17 protein-coding genes are annotated in these 23,722 nt (G+C 48.0%); 11 read left to right on the top strand and 6 right to left on the bottom strand.

What is annotated here, in order from left to right; genetic code table 11:
* Positions 1-144 precede the first annotated feature (144 nt).
* The 4 genes from mqo to aceK form a co-directional block, all read right to left on the bottom strand.
* Complete coding sequence (gene mqo, locus LEUMU_RS0105370) at positions 145-1,641, bottom strand: malate dehydrogenase (quinone) (protein ID WP_022951248.1); 1,497 nt, start codon at positions 1,639-1,641, stop codon at positions 145-147.
* 118 nt (positions 1,642-1,759) lie between these two features.
* On the bottom strand, positions 1,760-4,597 hold the full coding sequence (locus LEUMU_RS0105360) for a 2-oxoglutarate dehydrogenase E1 component (RefSeq protein ID WP_022951247.1): 2,838 nt from the start codon (positions 4,595-4,597) through the stop codon (positions 1,760-1,762).
* Positions 4,598-4,612: 15 nt separating this feature from the next.
* Entirely contained in the window at positions 4,613-5,098 is a 486-nt protein-coding gene (gene rraA / locus LEUMU_RS0105355) for a ribonuclease E activity regulator RraA (RefSeq protein WP_022951246.1), read from the bottom strand.
* Positions 5,095-6,891, bottom strand: a complete 1,797-nt coding sequence (gene aceK / locus LEUMU_RS24790; RefSeq protein WP_022951245.1) for a bifunctional isocitrate dehydrogenase kinase/phosphatase — start codon at positions 6,889-6,891, stop codon at positions 5,095-5,097. Before aceK ends, rraA begins: the two co-directional genes overlap by 4 nt.
* A gap of 395 nt (positions 6,892-7,286) precedes the next feature.
* On the opposite strand from aceK, the gene odhB reads away from it, so the two are divergent.
* The 7 genes from odhB to pckA all read left to right on the top strand — a co-directional run bounded on the left by odhB (position 7,287) and on the right by pckA (position 17,703).
* Complete coding sequence (gene odhB, locus LEUMU_RS0105345) at positions 7,287-8,471, top strand: 2-oxoglutarate dehydrogenase complex dihydrolipoyllysine-residue succinyltransferase (protein WP_022951244.1); 1,185 nt, start codon at positions 7,287-7,289, stop codon at positions 8,469-8,471.
* 12 nt (positions 8,472-8,483) lie between these two features.
* Positions 8,484-9,917 (top strand): dihydrolipoyl dehydrogenase, encoded by a 1,434-nt coding sequence (gene lpdA / locus LEUMU_RS0105340; RefSeq protein WP_022951243.1) that lies wholly within the window; start codon positions 8,484-8,486, stop codon positions 9,915-9,917.
* Positions 9,918-9,942: 25 nt separating this feature from the next.
* Complete coding sequence (sucC, locus tag LEUMU_RS0105335) at positions 9,943-11,109, top strand: ADP-forming succinate--CoA ligase subunit beta (protein ID WP_022951242.1); 1,167 nt, start codon at positions 9,943-9,945, stop codon at positions 11,107-11,109.
* Complete coding sequence (gene sucD, locus LEUMU_RS0105330) at positions 11,109-11,981, top strand: succinate--CoA ligase subunit alpha (protein ID WP_022951241.1); 873 nt, start codon at positions 11,109-11,111, stop codon at positions 11,979-11,981. The genes sucC and sucD overlap by 1 nt, the downstream gene beginning before the upstream one ends.
* 122 nt (positions 11,982-12,103) lie before the next feature.
* On the top strand, positions 12,104-13,408 hold the full coding sequence (locus LEUMU_RS0105325) for a citrate synthase (protein WP_022951240.1): 1,305 nt from the start codon (positions 12,104-12,106) through the stop codon (positions 13,406-13,408).
* 26 nt (positions 13,409-13,434) lie between these two features.
* Complete coding sequence (acnB, locus tag LEUMU_RS0105320; protein ID WP_022951239.1) at positions 13,435-16,032, top strand: bifunctional aconitate hydratase 2/2-methylisocitrate dehydratase; 2,598 nt, start codon at positions 13,435-13,437, stop codon at positions 16,030-16,032.
* A gap of 72 nt (positions 16,033-16,104) precedes the next feature.
* Positions 16,105-17,703, top strand: a complete 1,599-nt coding sequence (gene pckA, locus LEUMU_RS0105315) for a phosphoenolpyruvate carboxykinase (ATP) (RefSeq protein WP_022951238.1) — start codon at positions 16,105-16,107, stop codon at positions 17,701-17,703.
* A 65-nt stretch (positions 17,704-17,768) separates the two neighbouring features.
* On the opposite strand, the gene LEUMU_RS0105310 is transcribed toward pckA, so the two are convergent.
* Both LEUMU_RS0105310 and LEUMU_RS0105305 read right to left on the bottom strand, forming a co-directional pair.
* Complete coding sequence (locus LEUMU_RS0105310; protein ID WP_022951237.1) at positions 17,769-19,436, bottom strand: AMP-binding protein; 1,668 nt, start codon at positions 19,434-19,436, stop codon at positions 17,769-17,771.
* Positions 19,437-19,507: 71 nt separating this feature from the next.
* Entirely contained in the window at positions 19,508-19,915 is a 408-nt protein-coding gene (locus tag LEUMU_RS0105305) for a MerR family transcriptional regulator (protein WP_022951236.1), read from the bottom strand.
* A gap of 126 nt (positions 19,916-20,041) precedes the next feature.
* On the opposite strand from LEUMU_RS0105305, the gene LEUMU_RS24785 reads away from it, so the two are divergent.
* From LEUMU_RS24785 to LEUMU_RS0105285, 4 genes are all read left to right on the top strand, one after another.
* The gene (locus LEUMU_RS24785) at positions 20,042-20,887 is read left to right on the top strand and encodes a DUF1287 domain-containing protein (RefSeq protein WP_211223016.1); all 846 of its coding nucleotides are present in this window, start codon (positions 20,042-20,044) and stop codon (positions 20,885-20,887) included.
* A gap of 131 nt (positions 20,888-21,018) precedes the next feature.
* Positions 21,019-21,681 carry an Lcl C-terminal domain-containing protein gene (locus LEUMU_RS0105295; RefSeq protein WP_022951234.1) on the top strand — a complete coding sequence of 221 codons (663 nt, stop codon included), beginning with the start codon at positions 21,019-21,021 and terminating at the stop codon, positions 21,679-21,681.
* 84 nt (positions 21,682-21,765) lie between these two features.
* Complete coding sequence (pgl, locus tag LEUMU_RS24780; RefSeq protein WP_022951233.1) at positions 21,766-22,476, top strand: 6-phosphogluconolactonase; 711 nt, start codon at positions 21,766-21,768, stop codon at positions 22,474-22,476.
* 232 nt (positions 22,477-22,708) lie between these two features.
* Positions 22,709-23,668 carry a glucokinase gene (locus tag LEUMU_RS0105285; protein ID WP_022951232.1) on the top strand — a complete coding sequence of 320 codons (960 nt, stop codon included), beginning with the start codon at positions 22,709-22,711 and terminating at the stop codon, positions 23,666-23,668.
* Positions 23,669-23,722 lie beyond the last annotated feature (54 nt).

The following is a 23,722-nucleotide window of genomic DNA, read 5'->3' as shown; positions in this document are numbered from 1 at the left end:
TTCCCAAGAACTAAAAAAGGCCGAAACGTTAATAAAAACGTAATTCGGCCTCTTTTATCGAAGGATCAATATAGACTATTAATTAGCCTGATAATCAATGATTTATTGTTATCAGGGCTTAAGTCAATTGTAACGAAATGTAACTTAATTCTCGTAATGATCATCCAATTTTAGCGTTGTCAGTGTGTACTTGCGCACACGATGCAACAACTCAGCGTCTTTATCTAATGAGCCACCATAAGAAGGCACCATCTCTTGTAACCGTGGTACCCAGTTGTCATCAGTCATTTGCTCAGGGAAGCTTTTCTCTAAGACTTTAACCATGGTTTGCACCGCGGTTGAAGCACCTGGTGAAGCACCCAATAGCGCGACTAAACTGCCATCTGCAGATGAAACCACTTCGGTTCCGAACTCCAGCTTGCCGCCTTTGACGGGGTCGCGCTTGATGATCTGCACACGCTGACCGGCAATTGATAATTCCCAATCTTCGTCTTTGGCTTCTTTGTAGAACAAGCGCAAAGTGTCCATGCGATCTTCAAAAGACTGCTTCACTTCTTTGATCAGGTAGCGCGTCAGATCCATATTGTCACGAGCCACCGACAGCATCGGCACCAAGTTATCCGGACGTACCGACTTGATCAAATCAAGGAATGAACCCTGCTTTAAGAACTTAGTGGTGAAGCCCGCAAATGGACCGAACAACAGCGCTTTTTTGCCATCAATAATCCGTGTATCCAAGTGTGGAACTGACATTGGTGGCGCACCGATCGATGCTTTACCGTAAACCTTCGCATGATGTCTTTCGACCACTTCAGGCTTATGGCAGACCAGCCATTGACCACTCACCGGGAATCCGCCGTAACCTTTCGCTTCCGGAATGCCAGACTTTTGCAGCAATGGCAATGCACCACCGCCACCACCAAGGAATACAAACTTGGCGCGGACAATTTTTTGAATATCAGTTGTGGTATGACGCAAGTGAACCTGCCACTCGCCATCTTCACGCTGATATAAATCCACTACGTTGTGACTTAGCAACAGATCAAAATCATCCTGCTTTTGGAGGTTCTTGACCATGTAGCGGGATACCGCACCAAAATCAACGTCGCTTCCGTAACGCACACGAGTCGCTGCAACTTGCTGCGTTGGGCTGCGGCCTTCCATCACTAAAGGCATCCACTCACGCAGTACTTCGTGATCTTCGGAGTATTCCATATCCTTAAACAAGTGATGAGGTTTCATCGCCTCATAGCGCTTGCGTAGGAAGTTGACATTACCTTCACCCCATACAAAACTCATATGTGGTGCTGGGTTAATAAATGATGTCGGCTCAGGCAACACCTCTTTTCCAACCAGATAAGACCAGAACTGTAAGCTGAACTCGAAGGCCGGGTTAATAAACTCAGGTTTACCCGTATCCATACTGCCATCCGACTTCAATGACGTATAGTTAAGCTCGCAATACGCTGCATGGCCAGTACCGGCATTATTCCAACCGCTGGTGCTTTCTTCTGCGACCTTATCTAATCGCTCAACCATCATCATGGAAAGATTCGGATCAAGCTGATTAAGCAAGGTTGCCAGGGTGCTACTCATCGCACCTGCGCCTACCAGAAGCACATCTACATGTTTATCTATCATGGTATTAAATCGCCAGAAATTACTAAAGAGGTATCACTGCCGTTGTTGCAGGCAGTTGTAATCGCTCCGTTCACTGAGGAACAGAGCGACAAAAACATCACGCTACCGAATTAACGGATTACGCCAAACCCAATGCTGTAACGATGATTTTTTCCTGAGCTACAACGTGCGCCTTATGGCTACCTTCTGCAGGTGCGGCCATGGATGCACGAGTCACTGGAACCAGTTTCGCATCTTCACCCAATACCTCACGGATATTTGGCTGGATACTCAACCAAGCGCCTTGGTTGAATGGCTCTTCCTGACACCAGGTATAACGCGTTACATTCGGGTACTTATCTAATACAACTTGCAGGTCTTTCGCTGGGAACGGGTACAGCTGCTCTAAACGAATCAGTACGATATGATCCAGAGACTCGCTACGACGACGATCCAACAGCTCGTAGTAGACCTTACCGCTACACATAACCAACTCAGTGACTTTGCTCGCATCCACTGCATCGACTTCGTCAATCACATTGCGGAAGCCATGCTCAGTGTAGTCAGCCATTTCGTTAACGGCCATTGGGTGACGTAACAAGCTCTTAGGCGTCATTACGATCAGCGGAGTGCGGTATTCACGGCGAATTTGACGACGCAACATGTGGAATACCTGAGCCGGTGTACTCGGTACACAAACCTGCATATTTTCTTGTGCACACAACTGCATGAATCGCTCAAGGCGTGCTGAGGAGTGCTCAGGACCCATACCTTCATAGCCGTGTGGCAGCAACATAACCAAACCACAGTGCAGTGCCCATTTCTGGTGTGCTGAACTAATGAACTGATCGATTACCATCTGCGCGCCGTTGGCGAAGTCACCAAACTGTGCTTCCCAGATAACCAACTTGTCTGCTTCAGTCGTTGCATAGCCATATTCAAAGGCCAGTACCGCTTCTTCTGAAAGCAAAGAATCGATAATTGCGAATGATTTAGGGTTATCCGTTACGTGCTGCAATGGAATATGTAGAGAGCCGTCCGTTTGCTCATGGAATACCGCATGGCGATGGAAGAATGTTCCACGACCAACGTCTTCACCAGAGATACGGATTGGGTTGCCTTCTTCCAGAATCGACGCGTACGCCAAGTTCTCACCAAAGCCCCAATCGGTTGCAATCTCGCCATTCGCCATTTGGATGCGCTTGCCAACAATTGCTTTAACACGGGCATTCAGTTTGAAGTCTTCCGGAGAATCAGACAGTTTCAGACCTAAACGCTTGAACTGCTCAGGTGTGATAGTTGTGTCGACTTCATCATCCCAGCTGGTGTTCTTGAAGCGCTCCCAGTTAATTGGGAAATCTTGCTGGTGCTGCCCTGGTGGGATTAGGTGCGGAACGGTTTCCACGCCCTGCTCCAGTGCCTGACGGTACTCAGCAATGTATTGGCTGACTTCTTCCTTAGAAACAACATTTTCCTGAACTAGCTTTTCAGCGTAACGCTGTTGAGCGGTTGCCAGTGCCTTGATCTTTTTATACATCAATGGCTGTGTTGCGGAAGGCTCATCCGCTTCATTGTGTCCGTGACGACGGTAGCAAACCAAGTCAATGAATACGTCTTTGCGGAATTTCAAACGGTAATCAACCGCCATACGGGTCACATTGACAACCGCTTCCGGATCATCAGAATTCACGTGGAATACCGGTGCACCAACCATTTTAGCCAGGTCAGTACAGTATTCTGTAGAACGCGCATCGCGCTGTGCACTGGTGGTGAAACCAATTTGGTTGTTTACAACGATATGGATCGTACCAGAAGTATGGTATCCACGAGTGCCTGACATGTTCAGCATTTCCATGTTCACACCCTGACCGGCTAATGCCGCGTCACCGTGGATAACAATCGGTAATACTGCACGACGGGCAGAAACTTCATCGCGGCGATCTTGACGAGCACGAGAGGCACCGACCACAACCGGACCAACGATTTCCAGATGCGACGGGTTAAATGCCATCGCCAAATGCACCGGGCCACCCGGTGTTTGCATGTCTGAAGAGTAACCCATGTGGTATTTAACGTCGCCTGAGCGACCGCCATTGTCCACACTACCGGCGAATTCGTTAAACAACATCGCAGGTGATTTACCCATAATGTTGATCAATACATTCAGACGGCCACGGTGAGCCATTCCAATAACGACTTCACGTGTGCCTAACTCACCTGTGTGCTGAATCAACTCATCCAACATTGGGATTAAGCTATCGCCACCTTCCAGTGAGAAACGCTTTTGTCCAACGTATTTAGAGTGTAAGTAACGCTCAAGTGTTTCTGCTGCAACCAACTGCTTTAATAAGTACTTGCGACGCTTGTCTGTAAACGTCGGGCGCAAGTGCGTAGACATCAGCGTCTGTTGAATCCAACGCTTCTCTTCAGTACTTGAAATGTACATGTACTGAATACCGGTGGTCTTGCAGTAGATCGCTTCCAGCAGTGCGATGATCTCGCGCAGCTTCACATCACCAGTTTCTGCCATTGAGCCACTGTTAAATACAGTATCCAAATCATCATTGGTCAGTGAGTGGTAAGCCAGCGTCAATTCAGGAATGACTTTAACTTCACCCTCTTCCAGAGGATTAGTATTGGCCTTCATGTGACCTAAGAAGCGGTAAGCATTGATCAGCTGCAATACCTTAACTTGCTTCTCACGGTGCGCTGCATCTTCAGAGACTGCAGCCGCAGGCTGTAAGCGCATACCCAGATTACGGAACTGGTCACGAACTTCAGAGTGACGAGCTTCGCCATTACCATTGGTTGCAATGTCATCTGGTAATTCATCAAAATAACGACGCCAGTTTTCAGAAACTGAAGTTGGGTCGTCTAAATATGCTTCATATAGCGACTCCAGATAGATTGCACTACTGCCGTCCAGCAATGATTCTTGTCGCATCTTAGAAAATAAACTTTGTTGTGTGGTAGCCATAATTGTATTGCTTGCCTAAATAAGTGCAGTCGGACTCAGGATGATGCCATCTTCATCTGCATAAACGAAATTTCCCGGATTAAAACGAACGCCGGCGAATGCGACTTCAATGTTGTGCACACCCTTGTTGTTTTTTACGCTTTTCAGCGGGTAGGTTCCAAGTGCCTTCACACCCAGATCCATGGTTTCTATATCCGCCGAGTCTCGGATAAGGCCGTGCATAATAACACCTTCCCAACCATTGGACACAGCTTTGGCCGCCAATAAATCACCTAACATTGCGCACCGAAATGAGGCACCGGCGTCGATAACCAACACTTTACCTTTGCCATCTAAGGCGACAGCCTCGCGAACCATGGAGTTATCTTCGAAACAATGAATGGTGTGTACTTCACCATAAAACTTGTTTCGACCTCCAAAGTCGCCAAAAATTGGCTCGCAAATCTGGAGTGTTCCAGAGTCAAAGTGATCGTCACAGAGATCAGCTGTCTTAAAGGTCATAATTGATTATCTCTAAGGGGGTTATTAGTAAGAGTGGCATTTGTAGGGTTTTCTTCAGTCAATACCGCGGCATCTTCATAAATATTTTTGAAGCGAATTTCCTGCCCATAGGGGAACACATCGCCATAGGTACCTACCCGAATACGCTCCTGAACGGCCTTCCAGTATTCAACATCCAGCAGCTCTTTGTGATGCTTCATAAACAGCGCCCGGCGCTCAGGCCGTGAAGATACAAACAGCAGGAATTCTTCCGGAAATACATCTTTATCGCTAATCGAATACCAAGGCTCAGAAGCCATCATCTGCTGGGCATTTTGTGGTTTTGGAATTTTACGGAAGTTACAATCAACCATGAGTTCGATTTCATCGTAATCGTAAAAAATCACACGACAGTTATTGGTGACACCGAAGTTTTTCAGCAATAAGTCACCGGGGAAGATATTCGCTTCTGCCAAATCTTTGATGGCGTTACCGTATTCAATAAAGGCGGTTTCGAGCTTTTCTTTGCCGGCATCATCTACAAATAAGTTGAGTGGCTGTAAGCGGCGCTCAATATATAAGTGACGAATAATCAGCTGATTCCCTTCAATTTTAATACTGGAAGGAATGCGCTCTTTAAGGTGCTCAATTAATTCAGGTGCAAAGCGATCTAATGGCAAAGCCACATGGGAAAATTCTAGCGTATCGGCCAATCGCCCTACCCGATCATGCATTTTTACCAGCTGGTATTTCTCTTTTACGATGCGTGTAGTGACCTGCTTGGGCGGCGCAAAGCGGTCATTGATCACTTTAAAAACAAAGGGATACGAAGGCAATGTGAATACCGTCATAACCATCCCGAGCGTTCCCTTGGTTATTACCAATTGATCCGAGGAATGCTGGAGGTGATCGAGGAAGTCTCGGTAAAACTCTGATTTACCCTGCTTTTGCAAACCGATCGAGGTGTAAAGATCGGCAGCTGTCTTATGCGGCAAAATCTGCTGTAGGAAATTCACAATTGCCGACGGTACTCCCGTATCCACCATAAAATAAGCACGAGCAAAACTAAACAGATTAGTGATATCGCGGTTATGCGAGACCAAGGCATCAGCGTAGACTTTACCATCCTCATTATGCAGTAGCGGAATCACGAATGGGCGGTAGCGGCTACCGGTTAAAACACGCCCGACAATGTAGGCCGCTTTATTGCGATACAACAAAGGACGCAGTACCTGAATCTGATATGAATCAGAGTACTTACGAGTAGTTTTAAGAATATGCTTGAACTGATCCGCAAGCCTCGAAGAGTCCCGTTTAAAGTCCTCAAAAGGCAGACCAATATCAAAGCATTCAAGTAGCTCCTCGATGGTCTCCTGAAGGTTGGCTTTAGTCGGATAGTAGCTGGTGTAAGCGGGTCGACTACCGGTCAGATAGCGAGTGGAAATAGAAGGACGGACGAAGATATTATCGTTGTTGTAGTAGCGGCGCGTAAAAGACCAAGTGAACACAGAATTATAGAAGGTTTCAGCCAGTTCAGGCTGACGGTGCTCATAGAGTAATGCGACATAAGCGAGCTTGACGTCTTTCCAAAGTGACTTATCAATTTGCTCAAGCTTAAAACGCTGCATTAACTGATCACAGGCTTCATCAACACGTTGTGAATATAGATTAATGCGCTGCTGAGAAGCGGCCCGGTCGGCTTGCCAATCCTGATCAATAAAACGCTGTCTGGCCCCTTTGGTAATCTCCAGAAAAATCCGATAGTGCTTGTTAAACGCATCCAGGATGACCTGGGCGATTTCCTTTACGTTCACACTCTGACTCTGCGTTGATTCCAAGTAAACCTCGTCGCGTCGTTATTGCCGGCTTAAAAATAATCCGGTCCGTTATGAAACAGATACCGAAAACTATCACATTATTAGGTAGCTGTGATAATATCTCGCGGCGTTAAAAGCAACAATCATAGTGATGATTAAGTATAGTAATAATACCGTTAATTACAGAAGCATAAGTGTGTTTGATACACAGTATTGAGATTAAATGTGAGTTATCAAAACTTGCCGGCGTATAATTTTGACCGTTGAAATCACGTGCCATTATTCTGCGTCAGCACAAGTTTCACGACCTGCTTACTGGTGGCCTATTGCTGAAATCACTATCCGAAACTGAGATAGAACATCCTACCTTTACTCAAGGAGCATATACTTAAATGAGTGTTGAGATCAAAACCCCACAATTGCCGGAATCAGTTGCTGATGCACTGGTTGTGAAATGGTTTAAACAGGCGGGGGATGCTGTTGAACAGGATGAACCACTCGTAGAGATCGAAACGGACAAAGTGGTTCTGGAAGTACCAGCCCCTAGCAGTGGTGTACTGGAATCGATTGTCGAAGCAGAAGATTCAACTGTTGTCAGCGATCAGTTACTGGGAACAATTAAGGCGGGCGCAGTTGCTGCGGCTCCTGAAGCTGCACCGGCACCGACCGAAGCAACGCCTGCGGCGGCTGAGCCTGCTGCTGCATCTGGCGCTGGCCAAACTAGCCCTGCGGTACGCAAAGCACTGGACGAAAAAGGTCTGTCTGCTGGTGACGTATCCGGAAGCGGCAAAAACGGCCGTGTTCTTAAAGAAGACGTTGCCGCTGCTGGCGCATCTAAAGCATCCACTCCTGCTGCTACTGCTGCACCGGTTGGTGAGCGCGTAGAAGAGCGTGTACCAATGACTCGTCTGCGTAAGCGTATTGCAGAGCGTCTGTTGGAAGCGACACAATCTACAGCCATGCTAACGACTTTCAACGAAGTCAACATGCAGCCGCTGATGGAAATGCGTACTAAGTACAAAGATCAATTTGAAAAGACTCACGACGCACGTCTGGGCTTCATGTCTTTGTTCGTTAAAGCAGCGAGTATTGCACTGCAGCGCTTCCCTGAGGTAAATGCCTCTATCGACGGCGACGACATCGTTTATCACAGCTACTGTGACATTGGAATCGCGGTTTCAGCACCACGTGGCTTGGTCGTTCCAATCCTGCGTAACACTGAAAAGATGAGCATGGCGGGCGTTGAGTCCACAATCGTTGAATACGCTAACAAAGCACGCGATAACAAGCTGGAAATGAGCGACCTAAGTGGTGGAACATTCACGATCACTAACGGTGGAACATTTGGCTCATTACTGTCTACGCCAATCATTAACCCACCGCAAAGTGCGATTCTGGGTATGCACAACATCGTTAAGCGTGTTGTTGTAGAGAATGACGAGATGGTTATCCGTCCAATGATGTACATCGCTCTTTCTTATGATCATAGAATCATTGATGGTAAAGGCGCAGTATTGTTCCTTAAGACGATCAAAGAGTTGGTTGAAGATCCAAACCGCATTCTGTTGGAAGTTTAAAGGTAACGAAGCATGTCTGATAATTATGATGTAATCGTGATCGGTGGTGGACCTGGTGGCTATGTTGCTGCCATCCGCTGCGCACAGCTAGGCTTGAAAACAGCCTGCGTGGATAAGTGGATCAACAAAGAAGGCGCACCTGCTCTGGGTGGTACTTGTTTGAACGTTGGTTGTATCCCATCCAAAGCACTGCTGGAAAGCTCTGAGAAGTACGAAGAAGCTGGCCATCATTTAGATGTCCACGGAATCAATGTTGCTGGTGTCAGCATGGATCTTCCGAAGATGATTCAACGCAAAGATAAAATTGTGTCGGATCTGACTGGCGGAATCGCTCAGCTGTTTAAAGCGAACAAGATTGAGTGGCTGCAAGGTCACGGCAAGCTGCTGGCAGAAAACAAAGTTAGCGTTACCGCTCACGATGGTACTGAGTCAGTATTCGCAGCTAAGAACGTAATCATTGCAACGGGTTCAAACCCAATCAATATCCCTTCTGCGCAGTTACTGGATGACCGCATTGTGGATAACGAAGGTGCACTGAACTGGGAAACTGTTCCTGCGCGCTTAGGCGTTATCGGTGCCGGTGTTATCGGTCTGGAGATGGGCAGTGTTTGGAGACGTCTTGGCTCCGAAGTGGTCGTACTGGAAGCGATGGATACTTTCTTAGGTGCGGTTGATCAGCAGGTTGCTAAGCAGGCTCACAAGCAATTCAAACAGCAAGGTTTGGATATCAAGTTAGGCGCACGCCTCAACAACACTGTTGTTGGTGATAACGAGTTGACCCTTGAGTACAGCGACAAAGATGGCGACCAGACAGTGACTGTTGATCGCTTAATTGTTGCAGTTGGCCGTCGCCCTAACACCGACAACATCGCTGATGAATCAGTTGGCTTGGCTATGGATGATCGCGGACGTGTAAACGTTAACGACTATCTGGAAACTAACATTCCGGGCGTATACGCCATTGGTGATGTGGTTCGTGGCCCAATGCTGGCACACAAAGCTGAAGAAGAAGGCGTTGTAACTGCTGAGCGCATTGCCGGACAACAGTCTAAAATGCACTACGATGCGATTCCATGGGTTATCTATACCAACCCTGAAATTGCATGGGCTGGCAAGACGGAAGAGCAGCTGAAAGAAGAAGGCGTGACATACAAGTCAGGTACTTTCTCGTTCGCTGTGAATGGCCGTGCTAAAGCTATGGAACAAGCCAGCGGCTTGGTTAAAGTATTAGCTGATGAAACAACAGATCGCATCTTAGGGATGCACTTTGTTGGCCCAATGGCTTCCGAGCTGGTTGGTCAGGCCGTGATTGCAATGGAAAGTCAGAATACGACTGAAGACCTTGCACGCACTGTGTTTGCTCACCCTTCTCTCTCTGAATGTATACATGAAGCAGCATTTGCCGCAGATGGCCGTGCTATTCATGGCATAAACCGACGTAGATAACAGGACCTCCTGAAAGGAAATACGAATGAATTTACACGAATATCAAGCTAAAGCGCTGTTCCGCGAGTACGGCATTCCAACACCTGTTGGTTATATCGGAAAGACTCCTGCAGAAGTTAAAGCAGCCGCTGAGAAGATCACTACATCTAAGGTTGTAGTTAAAGCCCAGGTTCATGCGGGTGGTCGCGGTAAAGCAGGTGGCGTTAAGCTATTTGACACTGCTGATGAAGCAGCAACATTCGCTGAAAGCTTGTTAGGCACTAACCTTGTAACATTCCAAACGGATGCGAAAGGCCAGCCAATCAACACTATCTATGTTGAAGAGACTAGCGACATTGCTCGTGAATTGTACCTGAGTGCGGTTCTTGACCGTTCTTCACGTCGCATCGTGATCATGGCGTCTACTGAAGGTGGTATGGATATCGAAGAAGTTGCAGAAGCAACGCCTGAGAAGATCCTGACTGCTGAAGTTGACCCAATTGCTGGCGTTATGCCTTACCAGTGCCGCGACCTTGGCTTCCAGCTAGGTCTTGATGGCGCTCAGATTAAGCAGTTCTCTAAGATCTTAATCGGTCTTGGTAACCTGTTTAAAGAAAAAGATTTGGCAATGGTTGAAGTTAACCCATTGGTTGTTACTACTGGTGGCGACCTGCTTTGCCTTGATGGCAAGATCGGCGTTGATGGTAGTGCTTTATACCGTCACCCTGAGTTGGTTGCGCTGCGCGATGAGTCTCAAGAAGATGCGCGTGAAGCACAAGCTGAAGCATGGGAGCTTAACTATGTTGCACTAGATGGAAACATCGGCTGCATGGTTAACGGTGCGGGTCTTGCAATGGCCACTATGGACATCATCAAGCTACAAGGTGGTGAGCCAGCTAACTTCCTGGACGTTGGTGGCGGAGCAACTGCAGAGCGCGTTGCAGAAGCACTAAAAATCATCCTGTCTGATGACAAAGTTGAAGGTATCTTAGTTAATATCTTCGGCGGAATCGTAAAATGTGACTTGATTGCTGAAGGTATTATCGCCGCAGTTAAAGAAGTTAACATCCAGGTTCCATTGGTTGTTCGTCTTCAGGGTACTCGTGCCGTAGAAGGTGCTGCACTACTAGAAGCTAGTGGTCTTGACTTAATCAGTAAAAACGATCTAACAGAAGCTGCAGACGCCATTGTTGCTGCGGTAGGAGCGAAGTAATGAGTGTTTTAGTTAATAAAGATACTAAAGTAATCTGCCAGGGTTTCACTGGTAAGCAAGGTACTTTCCACTCTCAGCAAGCGATCGAATACGGTACGCAAATGGTTGGTGGTGTAACTCCTGGTAAAGGTGGAACAACTCACTTAGACCTACCAGTATTCAACACAGCTCGTGAAGCGGTTGAGCAAACTGGCGCTAACGCAAGTGTTATCTATGTACCAGCTCCTTTCTGTAAGGATTCAATCATCGAAGCAGCCGAGTCTGGCGTTCAGTTGGTTGTTTGTATTACTGAAGGTATTCCTGCGCTAGATATGCTGGATGCTAAGTACATCGTTGACAGCTTAGGCGTACGCCTGATCGGCCCTAACTGCCCAGGTATCATCACTCCTGACGAGTGTAAGATCGGCATCATGCCTGGCGCTATGCACATGGCTGGTAAAGTCGGTGTTGTTTCTCGCTCTGGTACATTGACGTATGAGTGCGTTAAGCAAACTTCTGACCTTGGTTTCGGCCAAAGTACTTGTATCGGAATCGGTGGTGACCCTATTCCGGGCACAAGCTTCATTGATGCACTAGCATTGTTCGAAGCTGATCCACAGACCGAAGCAATCCTGATGGTTGGTGAGATCGGTGGTTCTGCTGAAGAAGAAGCGGCTGAATTCATCAAAAGCAACGTGACTAAGCCTGTTATTGCTTACATCGCTGGTGTTACTGCACCTGCTGGTAAGCGTATGGGTCATGCTGGCGCGATCATCGCCGGCGGTAAAGGTACAGCGAATGACAAGTTCGCAGCATTGGAAGCGGCAGGTGTTTACACTGTTCGTTCTCCAGCTCAACTGGGTCAGGGCGTTAAAGCTCACACTGGTTGGTAAGCACTAAAGCGATACCTCGCTGTTCCAGATAGATAGAAGTGACTCTCAACCTGACTCCGCTGTATGACGGGGTCAGGTTGGCGAGTTTTACCGGGTAGATATCACACAAAACGGAGTACCAGATGACAACTAAAACGATGACCCTTATTAACGATGAGACTGGCGAGAAGCTGACACTGAATGTGTTAGAGCCAACAATGGGGCCACCTACCATCGATATCCGTCCTTTGTACAAGAAAATGGGCTTTTTCACGTTTGACCCCGGCTACATCTCAACAGCAAGCTGCTCTAGTGACATCACGTATATGGATGGCGAGAATGGTATTTTGGAATACCGCGGCTACCCTATCGAAGAGCTTGCCAAACACAGTTCTTATCTAGAAACCTGCTACCTGTTATTCCACGGCGAATTACCAACAGATACGCAGCTGGCTGATTTTGAAGAAAACATCAGCAATCACAATATGGTGCATGAAGCACTAAAGAATTTTTATAACGGTTTCCGTCGCGATGCGCATCCGATGGCGATCATGATGGGCGTGTCCGGCGCATTGTCTGCGTTCTATCACGACCATATGAATGTTCACAACCCATCTGATCGTGAGCGCGCGATGTTGCGTTTGGTGGCAAAAATGCCAACCATCGCCGCGTGGAGCTTCCGTCATGCTAAAGGTTTACCATTCATCTACCCAGACTCCTCATTGAGCTACAGTGAAAACTTCCTGTACATGATGTTTGGTGTACCAACACGTCCTTACGTGGCTAACCCCGTTCACGTTAAGGCACTGGATCTGATTCTGATCCTGCATGCTGATCACGAGCAAAACGCTTCAACCTCAACAGTTCGCTTATCAGGAAGCTCTGAAGCGAATCCGTTTGCGGCTGTTTCAGCCGGTGTTGCAACCCTTTGGGGCCCTGCTCACGGTGGTGCTAACGAAGCCGTTATCCGCATGCTGAAAGACATCATCGCATCCGGTAAGTCACTGGAAGAGTTTGTAGAGCGCGCTAAAGATCCTGACGATCGTTTCCGCCTGATGGGCTTCGGTCACCGCGTCTATAAAGCGTATGACCCACGGGCTCGTATCATCCGCGAAATCTGTCATGACATCTTGCGTGAGCTGCCAGAAAACTCCCCACACAAGACTTTGCTAGATACCGCAATGAAGTTGGAAGAAATCGCTCTGAGTGATGACTACTTCAAGTCTCGCAACTTGTACCCGAACGTAGACTTCTACTCCGGCGTAATCTTCCTTGCAATGAACATCCCTCTCAACATGTTCACAGTGATGTTCGCCATGGCTCGTACCATCGGCTGGATTTCACAATGGAATGAAATGATGGGCGATGATGAGTCACGGATTGGCCGCCCACGTCAGCTTTACACCGGTGAAGCGACTCGCAGTTACATCGACATCGACAAACGATAAGCCAAATACTTAGATCGGAGAAAACTATGTTAGAGAATTACAGAAAGCATATTGCAGAGCGTGCTGAAATCGGCATCGTTCCAAAACCTTTAGATGCAGCACAAACAGCTGAGCTGATTGAGCTACTGAAGACCCCTCCGGCAGGCGAAGAAGAAACTATTCTTGATCTGATCACTAATCGCGTACCAGCGGGTGTTGATGAAGCAGCCTATGTGAAAGCAGGCTTCTTAGCCGCAATCACTAAAGGAGAAGCAAGCTCTCCACTGATCGATAAGACCCATGCAGTTAAGTTGCTGGGCACCATGCTGGGTGGTTACAACATTCAGCCGCTGATTGATTGCTTAGATGATGACGCACTGGCTTCTGAAGCGGCAACTGCACTGTCTCACACATTATTGATGTTTGATGCATTCCATGATGTTCAGGAAAAAGCGGATGCAGGTAATGCATACGCTAAGCAGGTTTTACAGTCTTGGGCTGATGGCGAATGGTTCACTTCTAAGCCAAAGCTGGCTGAGAAAATCACCCTGAAAGTTTTCATGGTCCCTGGCGAAACCAATACGGATGACTTGTCTCCGGCACCGGATGCCTGGTCTCGTCCTGATATCCCATTACACGCGCGTGCAATGCTGAAGATGGAGCGCGAAGGTATCGTTCCTGATGAGCCAGGCGCTGTTGGTCCGGTTAAGCTGATCGCTGAAATGGAAGAAGATGGCACGCCACTGGTTTATGTTGGTGACGTTGTTGGTACCGGTTCTTCACGTAAGTCTGCGGCTAACTCTGTTATGTGGTACATGGGCGATGATATTCCTTTCATCCCTAACAAGCGTGACGGTGGTTTCTGCTTCGGTGGCAAGATTGCTCCAATCTTCTTCAACACCATGGAAGATGGCGGCGCACTGCCTCTGGAAATGGACGTTTCTAAAATGGAAATGGGCGATTTAGTTGACCTGTTCCCATACGAAGGCGTTGTAAAGAAAAGCGGTACTGATGAAGTACTGGCGACTTTCGAACTGAAAACTCCAGTACTGATGGATGAAGTTCAAGCTGGTGGTCGTATCCCTCTAATCATCGGTCGTGGTCTGACGACTCGTGCTCGTGAAGCACTAGGCCTGCCACCTTCAGACTTATTCCTGAAGCCTGTTGAGCCTGTCGATACTGGCAAAGGTTACACACTGGCACAGAAGATGGTTGGTAAAGCCTGTGGCCTGCCTGGCGTACGCCCTGGCATGTACTGCGAGCCACGCATGACGACTGTTGGTTCTCAGGATACGACTGGCCCAATGACTCGTGACGAGCTGAAAGATCTGGCTTGCCTTGGCTTCTCTGCTGACCTGACGATGCAGTCTTTCTGTCACACAGCGGCTTACCCTAAGCCAGTTGACGTAACGACTCACCACAGCCTGCCTGATTTCATGATGAATCGCGGTGGTGTTTCTCTGCGCCCAGGTGATGGAATCATCCACTCTTGGTTGAACCGCATGCTGATGCCTGACACCGTTGGTACTGGTGGTGACTCTCACACCCGTTTCCCAATTGGTATCTCCTTCCCTGCAGGTTCTGGTCTGGTAGCATTTGCTGCAGCGACCGGCGTTATGCCAGTGGATATGCCTGAATCAGTATTGGTTCGCTTTAAAGGTGAAATGCAGCCTGGTATCACGTTACGTGACTTGGTTAACGCAATCCCTTATGCCGCTATCCAAAATGGTCTGCTGACTGTTGCTAAAGAAGGTAAGAAGAACTTCTTCTCTGGCCGCGTTCTGGAAATTGAAGGTTTGCCACAGCTGAAAGTTGAGCAAGCGTTCGAATTGTCTGACGCATCTGCTGAGCGTTCAGCCTCTGGTTGCAGCATCAAGTTGGACAAAGAGCCAATCATCGAATACCTGCAGTCAAACATTGTCATGCTGAAGTGGATGATTTCTTGTGGTTACGGTGATGTGCGCACAATCGAACGTCGTATCAAAGCGATGGAAGATTGGATTGCAAACCCAGAGCTTCTGGAAGCAGATCCTGATGCAGAATACGCAGCAGTTATCGAGATTGACCTGAACGAAGTTAAGGAACCACTGCTGGCTTGCCCGAATGACCCTGATGATGTGAAAAAATTATCAGATGTTGCAGGCACGCACATTGATGAAGTATTCCTCGGTTCTTGTATGACAAACATCGGTCACTTCCGTGCAGCTGGTAAGTTGTTAGACAAGTTGTCTGGCCCTGTTCCAACACGTTTGTGGATCTCTCCACCAACTAAGATGGATGAGGCTCAGCTGGTTGAAGAAGGTTACTACGGTATCTTCGGCCGTGCAGGCGCTCGTACTGAGATGCCAGGCTGTTCATTATGCATGGGTAACCAGGCACGAGTAGCGGCTAAGAGTACGGTTGTATCAACTTCAACTCGTAACTTCCCTAACCGTTTAGGTGATGGTGCGTTTGTCTACTTGTCATCTGCTGAGCTAGCGTCAGTTGCTGCCATCCTGGGCCGTATCCCAACCGTTGAGGAGTATATGGAGTACGCCGCTGATCTTGACACCATGGCCGATGATGTTTACCGTTACCTGAACTTCAACGAGATTGAAAGTTACCAGCAAGCGGCCCAAACCGTGATACCGATCCAAGCGGCTTAATAACCTGCTTTTTACGACGCCCCGCCCAGCCAAGCGGGGCGTTTTACTTTTAACCACAGGACTCTAGATACGATGACAACAATTAACGTCTCTAAGTACGGCATTGAGAACGTGAGCGAGGTTATTTATAACCCCTCTTACGATACCTTATTTGCTGAGGAAACCCGTGATGACCTTGAAGGTTATGAGCGCGGAATTCTCACAGATACCGGTGCAATAAACGTCAACACTGGTATTTTTACCGGTCGTTCTCCGAAGGACAAATATATCGTCCGGGATGATATGACGCGCGACACGATTTGGTGGTCAGATCAGGGAAAGAACGATAATAAGCCCATGACGCCAGAAGTATTTGACTCGTTACAGAAGTTGGTCTGTGATGAGCTATCAGGCAAGCGCCTGTTTATCGTTGATGCCTTTTGTGGCGCTAACGAAAGCTCCCGCCTTAAAGTACGCTTCATTACGGAAGTAGCTTGGCAGGCACATTTTGTTAAGAACATGTTTATTCGCCCGAGCGATGCCGAGTTAGTTGATTTTGAACCTGACTTTGTTGTGATGAACGGCGCGAAAACCAGCAACCCGAACTGGGAAGCACAAGGCCTGAACTCTGAGAACTTTGTAGCCTTCGACCTGACCAAAGGAATCCAATTAATTGGTGGAACTTGGTACGGCGGCGAGATGAAAAAAGGTTTGTTCTCAATGATGAACTACTTTTTACCGCTGCGCGGCATTGCGTCAATGCACTGCTCGGCCAACGTTGGAAAAAACGGCGATACCGCGATTTTCTTCGGCCTGTCTGGCACTGGTAAAACCACCCTATCCACTGACCCTGAGCGCGCACTGATTGGTGATGACGAGCACGGTTGGGATAATGACGGTGTATTCAATTTTGAAGGTGGCTGCTACGCCAAAACCATCAACTTGAGTGCCAAAGCAGAACCAGAAATCTATGCTGCCATCCGTCGTGATGCGCTGCTGGAAAACGTCACAGTACGTGACGATGGTTCAATCGACTTCAACGATGGTTCAATCACTGAAAACACCCGTGTTTCCTACCCGATTGAGCACATTGAAAACATTGTTAAGCCACACTCCCGTGGCGGCCCGGCGAAGAAGGTTATCTTCTTATCGGCTGATGCTTTTGGCGTATTGCCACCGGTTTCCAAGCTGACGCCAGAGCAAACTCAATACCACTTCCTGTCTGGCTTCACCGCTAAACTTGCCGGTACTGAGCGCGGTATTACTGAGCCTACCCCAACTTTCTCAGCGTGTTTTGGCGCAGCATTCCTATGCTTGCACCCAACTCAGTATGCAGAGACCTTAGTTAAGCGTATGCAAGACTCTGGCGCGACGGCTTACTTGGTTAATACGGGCTGGAACGGCACAGGCAAGCGGATTTCTATCAAAGATACGCGCGGTATTATTAACGCAATTCTGGATGGCAGCATTGAAACAGCAGAGACAGAAGTCGTGCCTTACTTCAATCTGGAAGTACCAAAAGCGTTACCGGATGTTGATAGCAACATTCTGGACCCACGCGACACTTATGAAGACCCTGCAGTCTGGGACAAACGCGCCCATGAACTCGCTAAGTTGTTTATCGTTAACTTCGATAAATACACGGATAATGAAGCAGGAAAACAGTTGGTTAAAGCTGGACCACAAGTCTAATTTAATCCGCTAACGCTTTATTAGCTGCACAAAAAATCCCCGCTACCAGAGCGGGGATTTTTGTTTTAAGACTTCTTATCTCGAAGCTCTCGGCGAAGAATCTTACCCACATTGCTTTTGGGTAGCTCATCGGTAAATACAATGTGCTTAGGACGCTTATAGCCGGTAAGCTCTTCCTTGCAATATTTACGCAACTCTTCCTCCGTCAAGCTGCTATCGCCACGCACCACAAACAGTTTAACCGCTTCGCCAGACTTATCATCGACGACGCCAACCACACCCGCTTCAAGCACTTTCGGATGCGTAGCAACCACGTCCTCAATCTCATTCGGATACACATTAAAGCCAGACACAATGATCAGGTCTTTTAAGCGATCAACGATTTTAACAAAGCCCTGCTCATCAATTGTCGCCACATCCCCCGTACGCAACCAGCCATCAGCACTGAGTACATTGGCGGTCTCATCCGGACGTTGCCAGTAGCACTGCATCACTTGCGGCCCTTGAACACATAACTCACCAGGCTCATCAATGCCAAGCTCATTACCATTCACATCGCGAATACTGACATTCGTTGATGGCAGCGGTAAGCCGATCGCACCGTTAAAGTCTGGCAGGTGAACTGGGTTAATACATACCGCTGGCGAGCTCTCGGTCAAGCCATAGGCTTCAACCAAAGTACAACCTGTAATGCGCTTCCACTCTTCAGCCACAAAGCGCTGCACGGCCATACCGCCGCCAAGTGATAACTTCAGACCAGAGAAATCCAGCTCGTCAAAGCCTTTAGCATGGATCAAACCATTGAATAAAGTATTCACACCCGTGATGTATGAGAACTTTCTACCACGTAAACTTTTCACAAAACCCGGCATATCGCGAGGATTGGTAATCAGCAAACTATTGGCACCGATCTTCATACAGAAGAGCGCATTCGCCGTCAGTGCGAAGATGTGATAAAGCGGCAATGCCGTAACCACTAACTCTTCACCATCGACCAAATCTGCGCCAGCCCAACTATGTGCTTGCAGCAGGTTCGCAATCATATTGCGATGCGATAACGCAGCCCCTTTTGCCACACCGGTCGTTCCGCCCGTGTATTGCAGAAATGCCACGTCTTCGTGACCAAGAGTAACTTCTTTATAAGGGTACTTTTTGCCTTCTGCCAGCGTGTGGTTAAACTTAATTGCGCCCGGCAATTGAAATGGCGGAACCATTTTCTTGACGTATTTTACAATGCCATTGATCAGCATTGATTTTGGAAAACCAACCAGATCAGCAATCTGAGTCGTAATCACCGTTTGAATCGGTGTCTGCTCAATGACATCTGCCAAAGTGTGTGCAAAGTTTTCCAGAATAACAATGGCTTTAGCGCCCGAATCCTTTAGCTGATGCTCAAGCTCGCGATCGGTATAAAGCGGATTGGTATTAACCACGGTTAAGCCCGCACGCAAGGCACCAAATAAGGCAACGGGATATTGCAGCAAGTTAGGCAACATAATCGCAATGCGATCGCCCTTCTCAAGCTTGGCGACATGCGTCAGGTAGGAGGCAAACTGTGCAGTCAGCTCATCCAGCTCAGCATAACTTAGCTTCTTTCCCAAGTTTTCATAAGCAGGTTTGTCTGCGAATTTCTTTACGCTTCGATTGAGCACATCATTAATCGACGTGTATTCATTCACATCGATCTCAGGATCAACGCCTTCGGGATAGCTCTTAAGCCAGATTTTTTCCATTTGATTTCCTCATCATGACAAACCAGTTCGGTTGCCAATCTTTACTTTATTATCAATTCATTAAGATCAGACTAATCGACCTGTGCTGACTCGTCAATGCGAATTAAATGATCAACACACAGTGTCTGAATATCTTCTAACTCGCCCAGTGTGGTTAACAGATCTTCCTGTTGTTGCTGCAATTCCTGCATTCGATGCCGGACTTTGCTTAATAGCAGCTGCAACTGTTCCTTATGATCAGGATCAGCTTCATAGAGTTCGATATAGTCGCGAATATCCGTCAGAGAGAACCCCAAACGTTTGGCGCGTAACACAAGCCCTAAGCGCGCTCTGTCACGATAGCTGTATACCCGGTTGCCGCCGACTCGCCCGGGGTTTAACAGCGCTTTGGTTTCATAAAACCGAATCGTTCGGGTACTTATGCCAAATGCATCTGCAAGCTCAGAAATAGTATATAACTGGTCGATTTTCTTCTCCATATAACCAATGATAGAACTAGTTGACGTATACGTCAACCACGAGAATCACACGCTTTCGATGCATTCTGTACGAATGGTAATGCTGCCTACTTGTTATATTCTCAGAATCCCATTAAATATAGTGATATGACTATATCAAGGGCACATCTATCGGCACTGCTGATCACCGCCACCCTGCTCGCTGCATGTGACCCCAAAACCACAGACTCCGAGCAGGAGCCACTGGTGCTTAAGCAGCCGACCATCAACACCGGGCATACCGAGCTACCGGACCTCACGCTTTTGGAAAATGGCTGGATGTCTGAGATGCCATTAACTGAAGACCCCTACTACGAGCCATCGCTGCCTGAAGTCATCCCCATAAAACCAGTGCCCTTGCCAGAGCCTGTACCACTCACCTTTGCTCAGGAATTAGCGCAAGCCGCTTTGGGCCGTACGCAGCATCGCGTTCGTTATGACGGGCGTTATTTAAAAATTGCCTATCCAATGGGCGATGTCCCCGCCGATATTGGCGTGTGTACCGACGTTGTGATTCGCTCCTATCGGGAGTTGGGTGTTGATCTACAACAAGTGGTCCATGAAGACATTCGTAAAAACTTCAACCGCTACCCTAGCCGTAAACGCTGGGGTTTACGCAAGCCCGACACGAATATCGACCATCGTCGCGTTTATAACCTTCAGGCTTTCTTTAGCCGCCATGGAGAAGCCCTGCCAATTACTAACAACCCGGAAGATTACCAGCCGGGCGATCTCGTAACCTGGCAAGTTGGGCCTAAGCTTCCCCATATTGGCGTCGTGCTTGAAATGGTGAGTCGTGATGATCCCCGACGTTATTTAATTGCCCACAATATTGGCAATGGCCCGGAGATTGATGACATCTTATTTGACTTTGAAATTACTGGCCACTATCGCTATCACCCGACTCAGAAAACAAATAAACAAGCTAACCGCACGACTGTTAAGAAAGGATGAACGCTCGCCAACCATTTGTCACTTAGTTACCACCTAACATCACCATACTTCCCCCCAAAGTCGATGTTAACCTTTAATTTAGTATGATAAATCCACAATACCAGCGGCCCGAAACAAAAGGACTTCTTTCAATGCCTGCAAAAACTGTAAACCTACGTCTGCTAACTGCTTTGACGTGCGCATACTGCCACCTGTTAACCCCAGCCATTGCCCACAACTCTGCGCCTCAGCTATCCAAACTAGGAAGCCATGGCGAGCTTCTTCCACCTAGTGCGCAAGAGTGGGATTGTGTTAGGGACGAGCAGACCGGTTTAGTCTGGGAAAAAAAAGACCCAAGCAGTGCCTTACGCGGCCAAGACACTTTTATCTGGTACCAGCCAGAGCAAGCAGCACTGAGCAATGAACCAGGCCAACCACGCGCTAACCCAGAGCTATTCGCCTTGGACAACACCTGCTATGGCTACCGCACCAGCGATCCTTCAAGCTATTGCAACACCAGTGCTTACAGCCGTCGCATCAACCAAAGCCAGTACTGCGGCTATAATGACTGGCGCTTGCCTAGCGATCAGGAGCTGCTGAGCCTGGTCGACCCGCAACTCTCTGGCAATGAATACCTTCCCTCCATCGATACCGACTTTTTCCCATTCAATCGCCGCTTTGTTTACTGGACCAATACACTGAGTGCAGCCGGTAGCATCATCGGTATTTTTGCGGACGAGACACCTCTGAACAATCTTGAGCGTACTGACTACCTCTCTGTCAGACTGGTACGCGGCGAGCCACTGCAACCGTAAATATCAGATCCTGCCGCTAGGGTACTGGCATCTGTTTGGGACAAGTGAGAAACTTCGGGTTCTGCTAATTACCTGAGATCAATCATGACTGAACAGACCACGCCTGCTGCACACACTCCGGACTGGCAGCTATTTGCGGATGCCGAACAGCTCGCTCAACAAGCAACCGACGATATTCTTAAAGCCGCTGCTGATGCGATTGAAAAACGTGGTGCGTTTCACATTGTATTAGCTGGTGGCACTACGCCAAAAGTGATCTACCGCCTGCTAGCCAAAGCAAACAGCGATTGGCAGCACTGGCATTTATATTTAGGTGATGAGCGTTGCCTGCCAGTGGATGATGCAGAGCGTAACAGCGTAATGGTTGAAGAGTGCTTATTATCGTCAGTCGCCATCCCTTCTGAGCAAGTGCATTTCATGCCTTCAGAACTTGGTCCGCATGAGGCCGCGACTCAATACCAAAATACCATCAGCAACGTTGAATGCTTCGATATGGTGTTACTTGGCATGGGTGAAGATGGCCATACTGCCAGTCTATTTCCAGGGCATATTCATGACGAAGCCCAGCTGGTGCATCCGGTGCTGAACGCGCCCAAGCCACCACCTGAACGGGTCAGCCTCAGTTCAGCTTGCCTGAGCAACAATGTGCAATTATTAATCTTAATTACTGGCCAGTCTAAGCACCCAAGAGTGATCGACTGGATTAGTGGAAAGCCGATGCCGGTTAGTGGCATTACCTCCAAGCATAACGCGGCCGTATACTGCGACCATGCTGCTTGGTTAGGTAGCAACTAAGCCAGCTATTCCAGCAAAACTGCGGTGTTCAGTCAGCTGAGCACCGTAGTTTGTTCCGCCCCCTCCGCGCCATTCAGCTAATTTAATAAAAATAATACGAAAACCCTCCCGTTAATCAACCGTTCTGGAAAGACGTTATAAGCTAAACTTAATGTTAAGTCTTAAGTAGACAAAGAGCGACTGCCATCGACCGTCAGCGACTCAATAATAATAAAGATAAGGGATCCATACGATGAAAATTCTGGCTGCAGATATCCATGCCGAACGTGCTGAACTCACGTTATTAAGAATCTCACACAACGGTGAGCGGGAACCCCTGTTCAACGCTGTTTACCAACCCAAGAAATTCTCATCGCCACGCCGCTTGATTGAACAGTTTTTGCATGACGCCGATGCCAAGGCTGCTTTAATCGAGCGCTTTTGCCTCTCACTAGCCGGAAAAGTTGATGGCAATCACTGCCACTTGAGCGAGCTGGATTGGGACTTTGATGCCGCCAAACTGGCAGAGCATTTTTACATCAGTGAAGTTTCGTTGATCAGTGATTTTGATGCTGCTGCCCGTGGTGTGGCAGTCACCTCTTCTGAAGATATCGTTGTCCTAAATGAGGGTGCTGAACGCGAACGTGGCATCCGAGTGGTCACTGGTGCCGGGCATGGACTGGGCATGACTTGGATGGATCATCCACACAATGCAATGGAGCGCCACCAGAGCAAAGGCGGTCATGTAGACTTCGCACCGGTAAATGAGGAGCAGGTTGCGGTATTAGAGTATCTAATGAAACGCTTTAATCATGTTTCATATGAGCGTATCCTATCTGATGAGGGATTACGGGAATTATATGCTTACTGTAAACAAGAAGAACCTGGTTCAGATGCACGCTTAACGGTACAACAGATTACTCAACGTACACCCGATGACGCAGCTGCAGAACGTGCAATTAAGCTGTTCGTCACCACCTATGGCGCTTACGTAGGTAATCTGGCATTGCTATATCAACCAATGGGTGGAATCTACATTGGCGGGCATGTAGCAGTCGCCTTAAAACAGTGGATGCAATCAGAACATTTCTTGAATACGTGCCTGAAGAAAGGTCGCATGAGCAACATTGTGAAACAGACTCCGATATATCTGGTAACGAACCCCGGCATTAACCTACAAGGGGCAATCGAAACTGCTACTTATCGATATTAAACCATGAGGGAAGGAATATGGCGCGAGGTCCTAAGGATCAGGTAGATTTAAAAA

The organism is Leucothrix mucor DSM 2157 (genome assembly GCF_000419525.1).
GTDB lineage: Bacteria > Pseudomonadota > Gammaproteobacteria > Thiotrichales > Thiotrichaceae > Leucothrix > Leucothrix mucor.
Note: the sequence above shows the minus strand (reverse complement) of the source record. Positions and strands in the feature narration are given on the sequence as shown.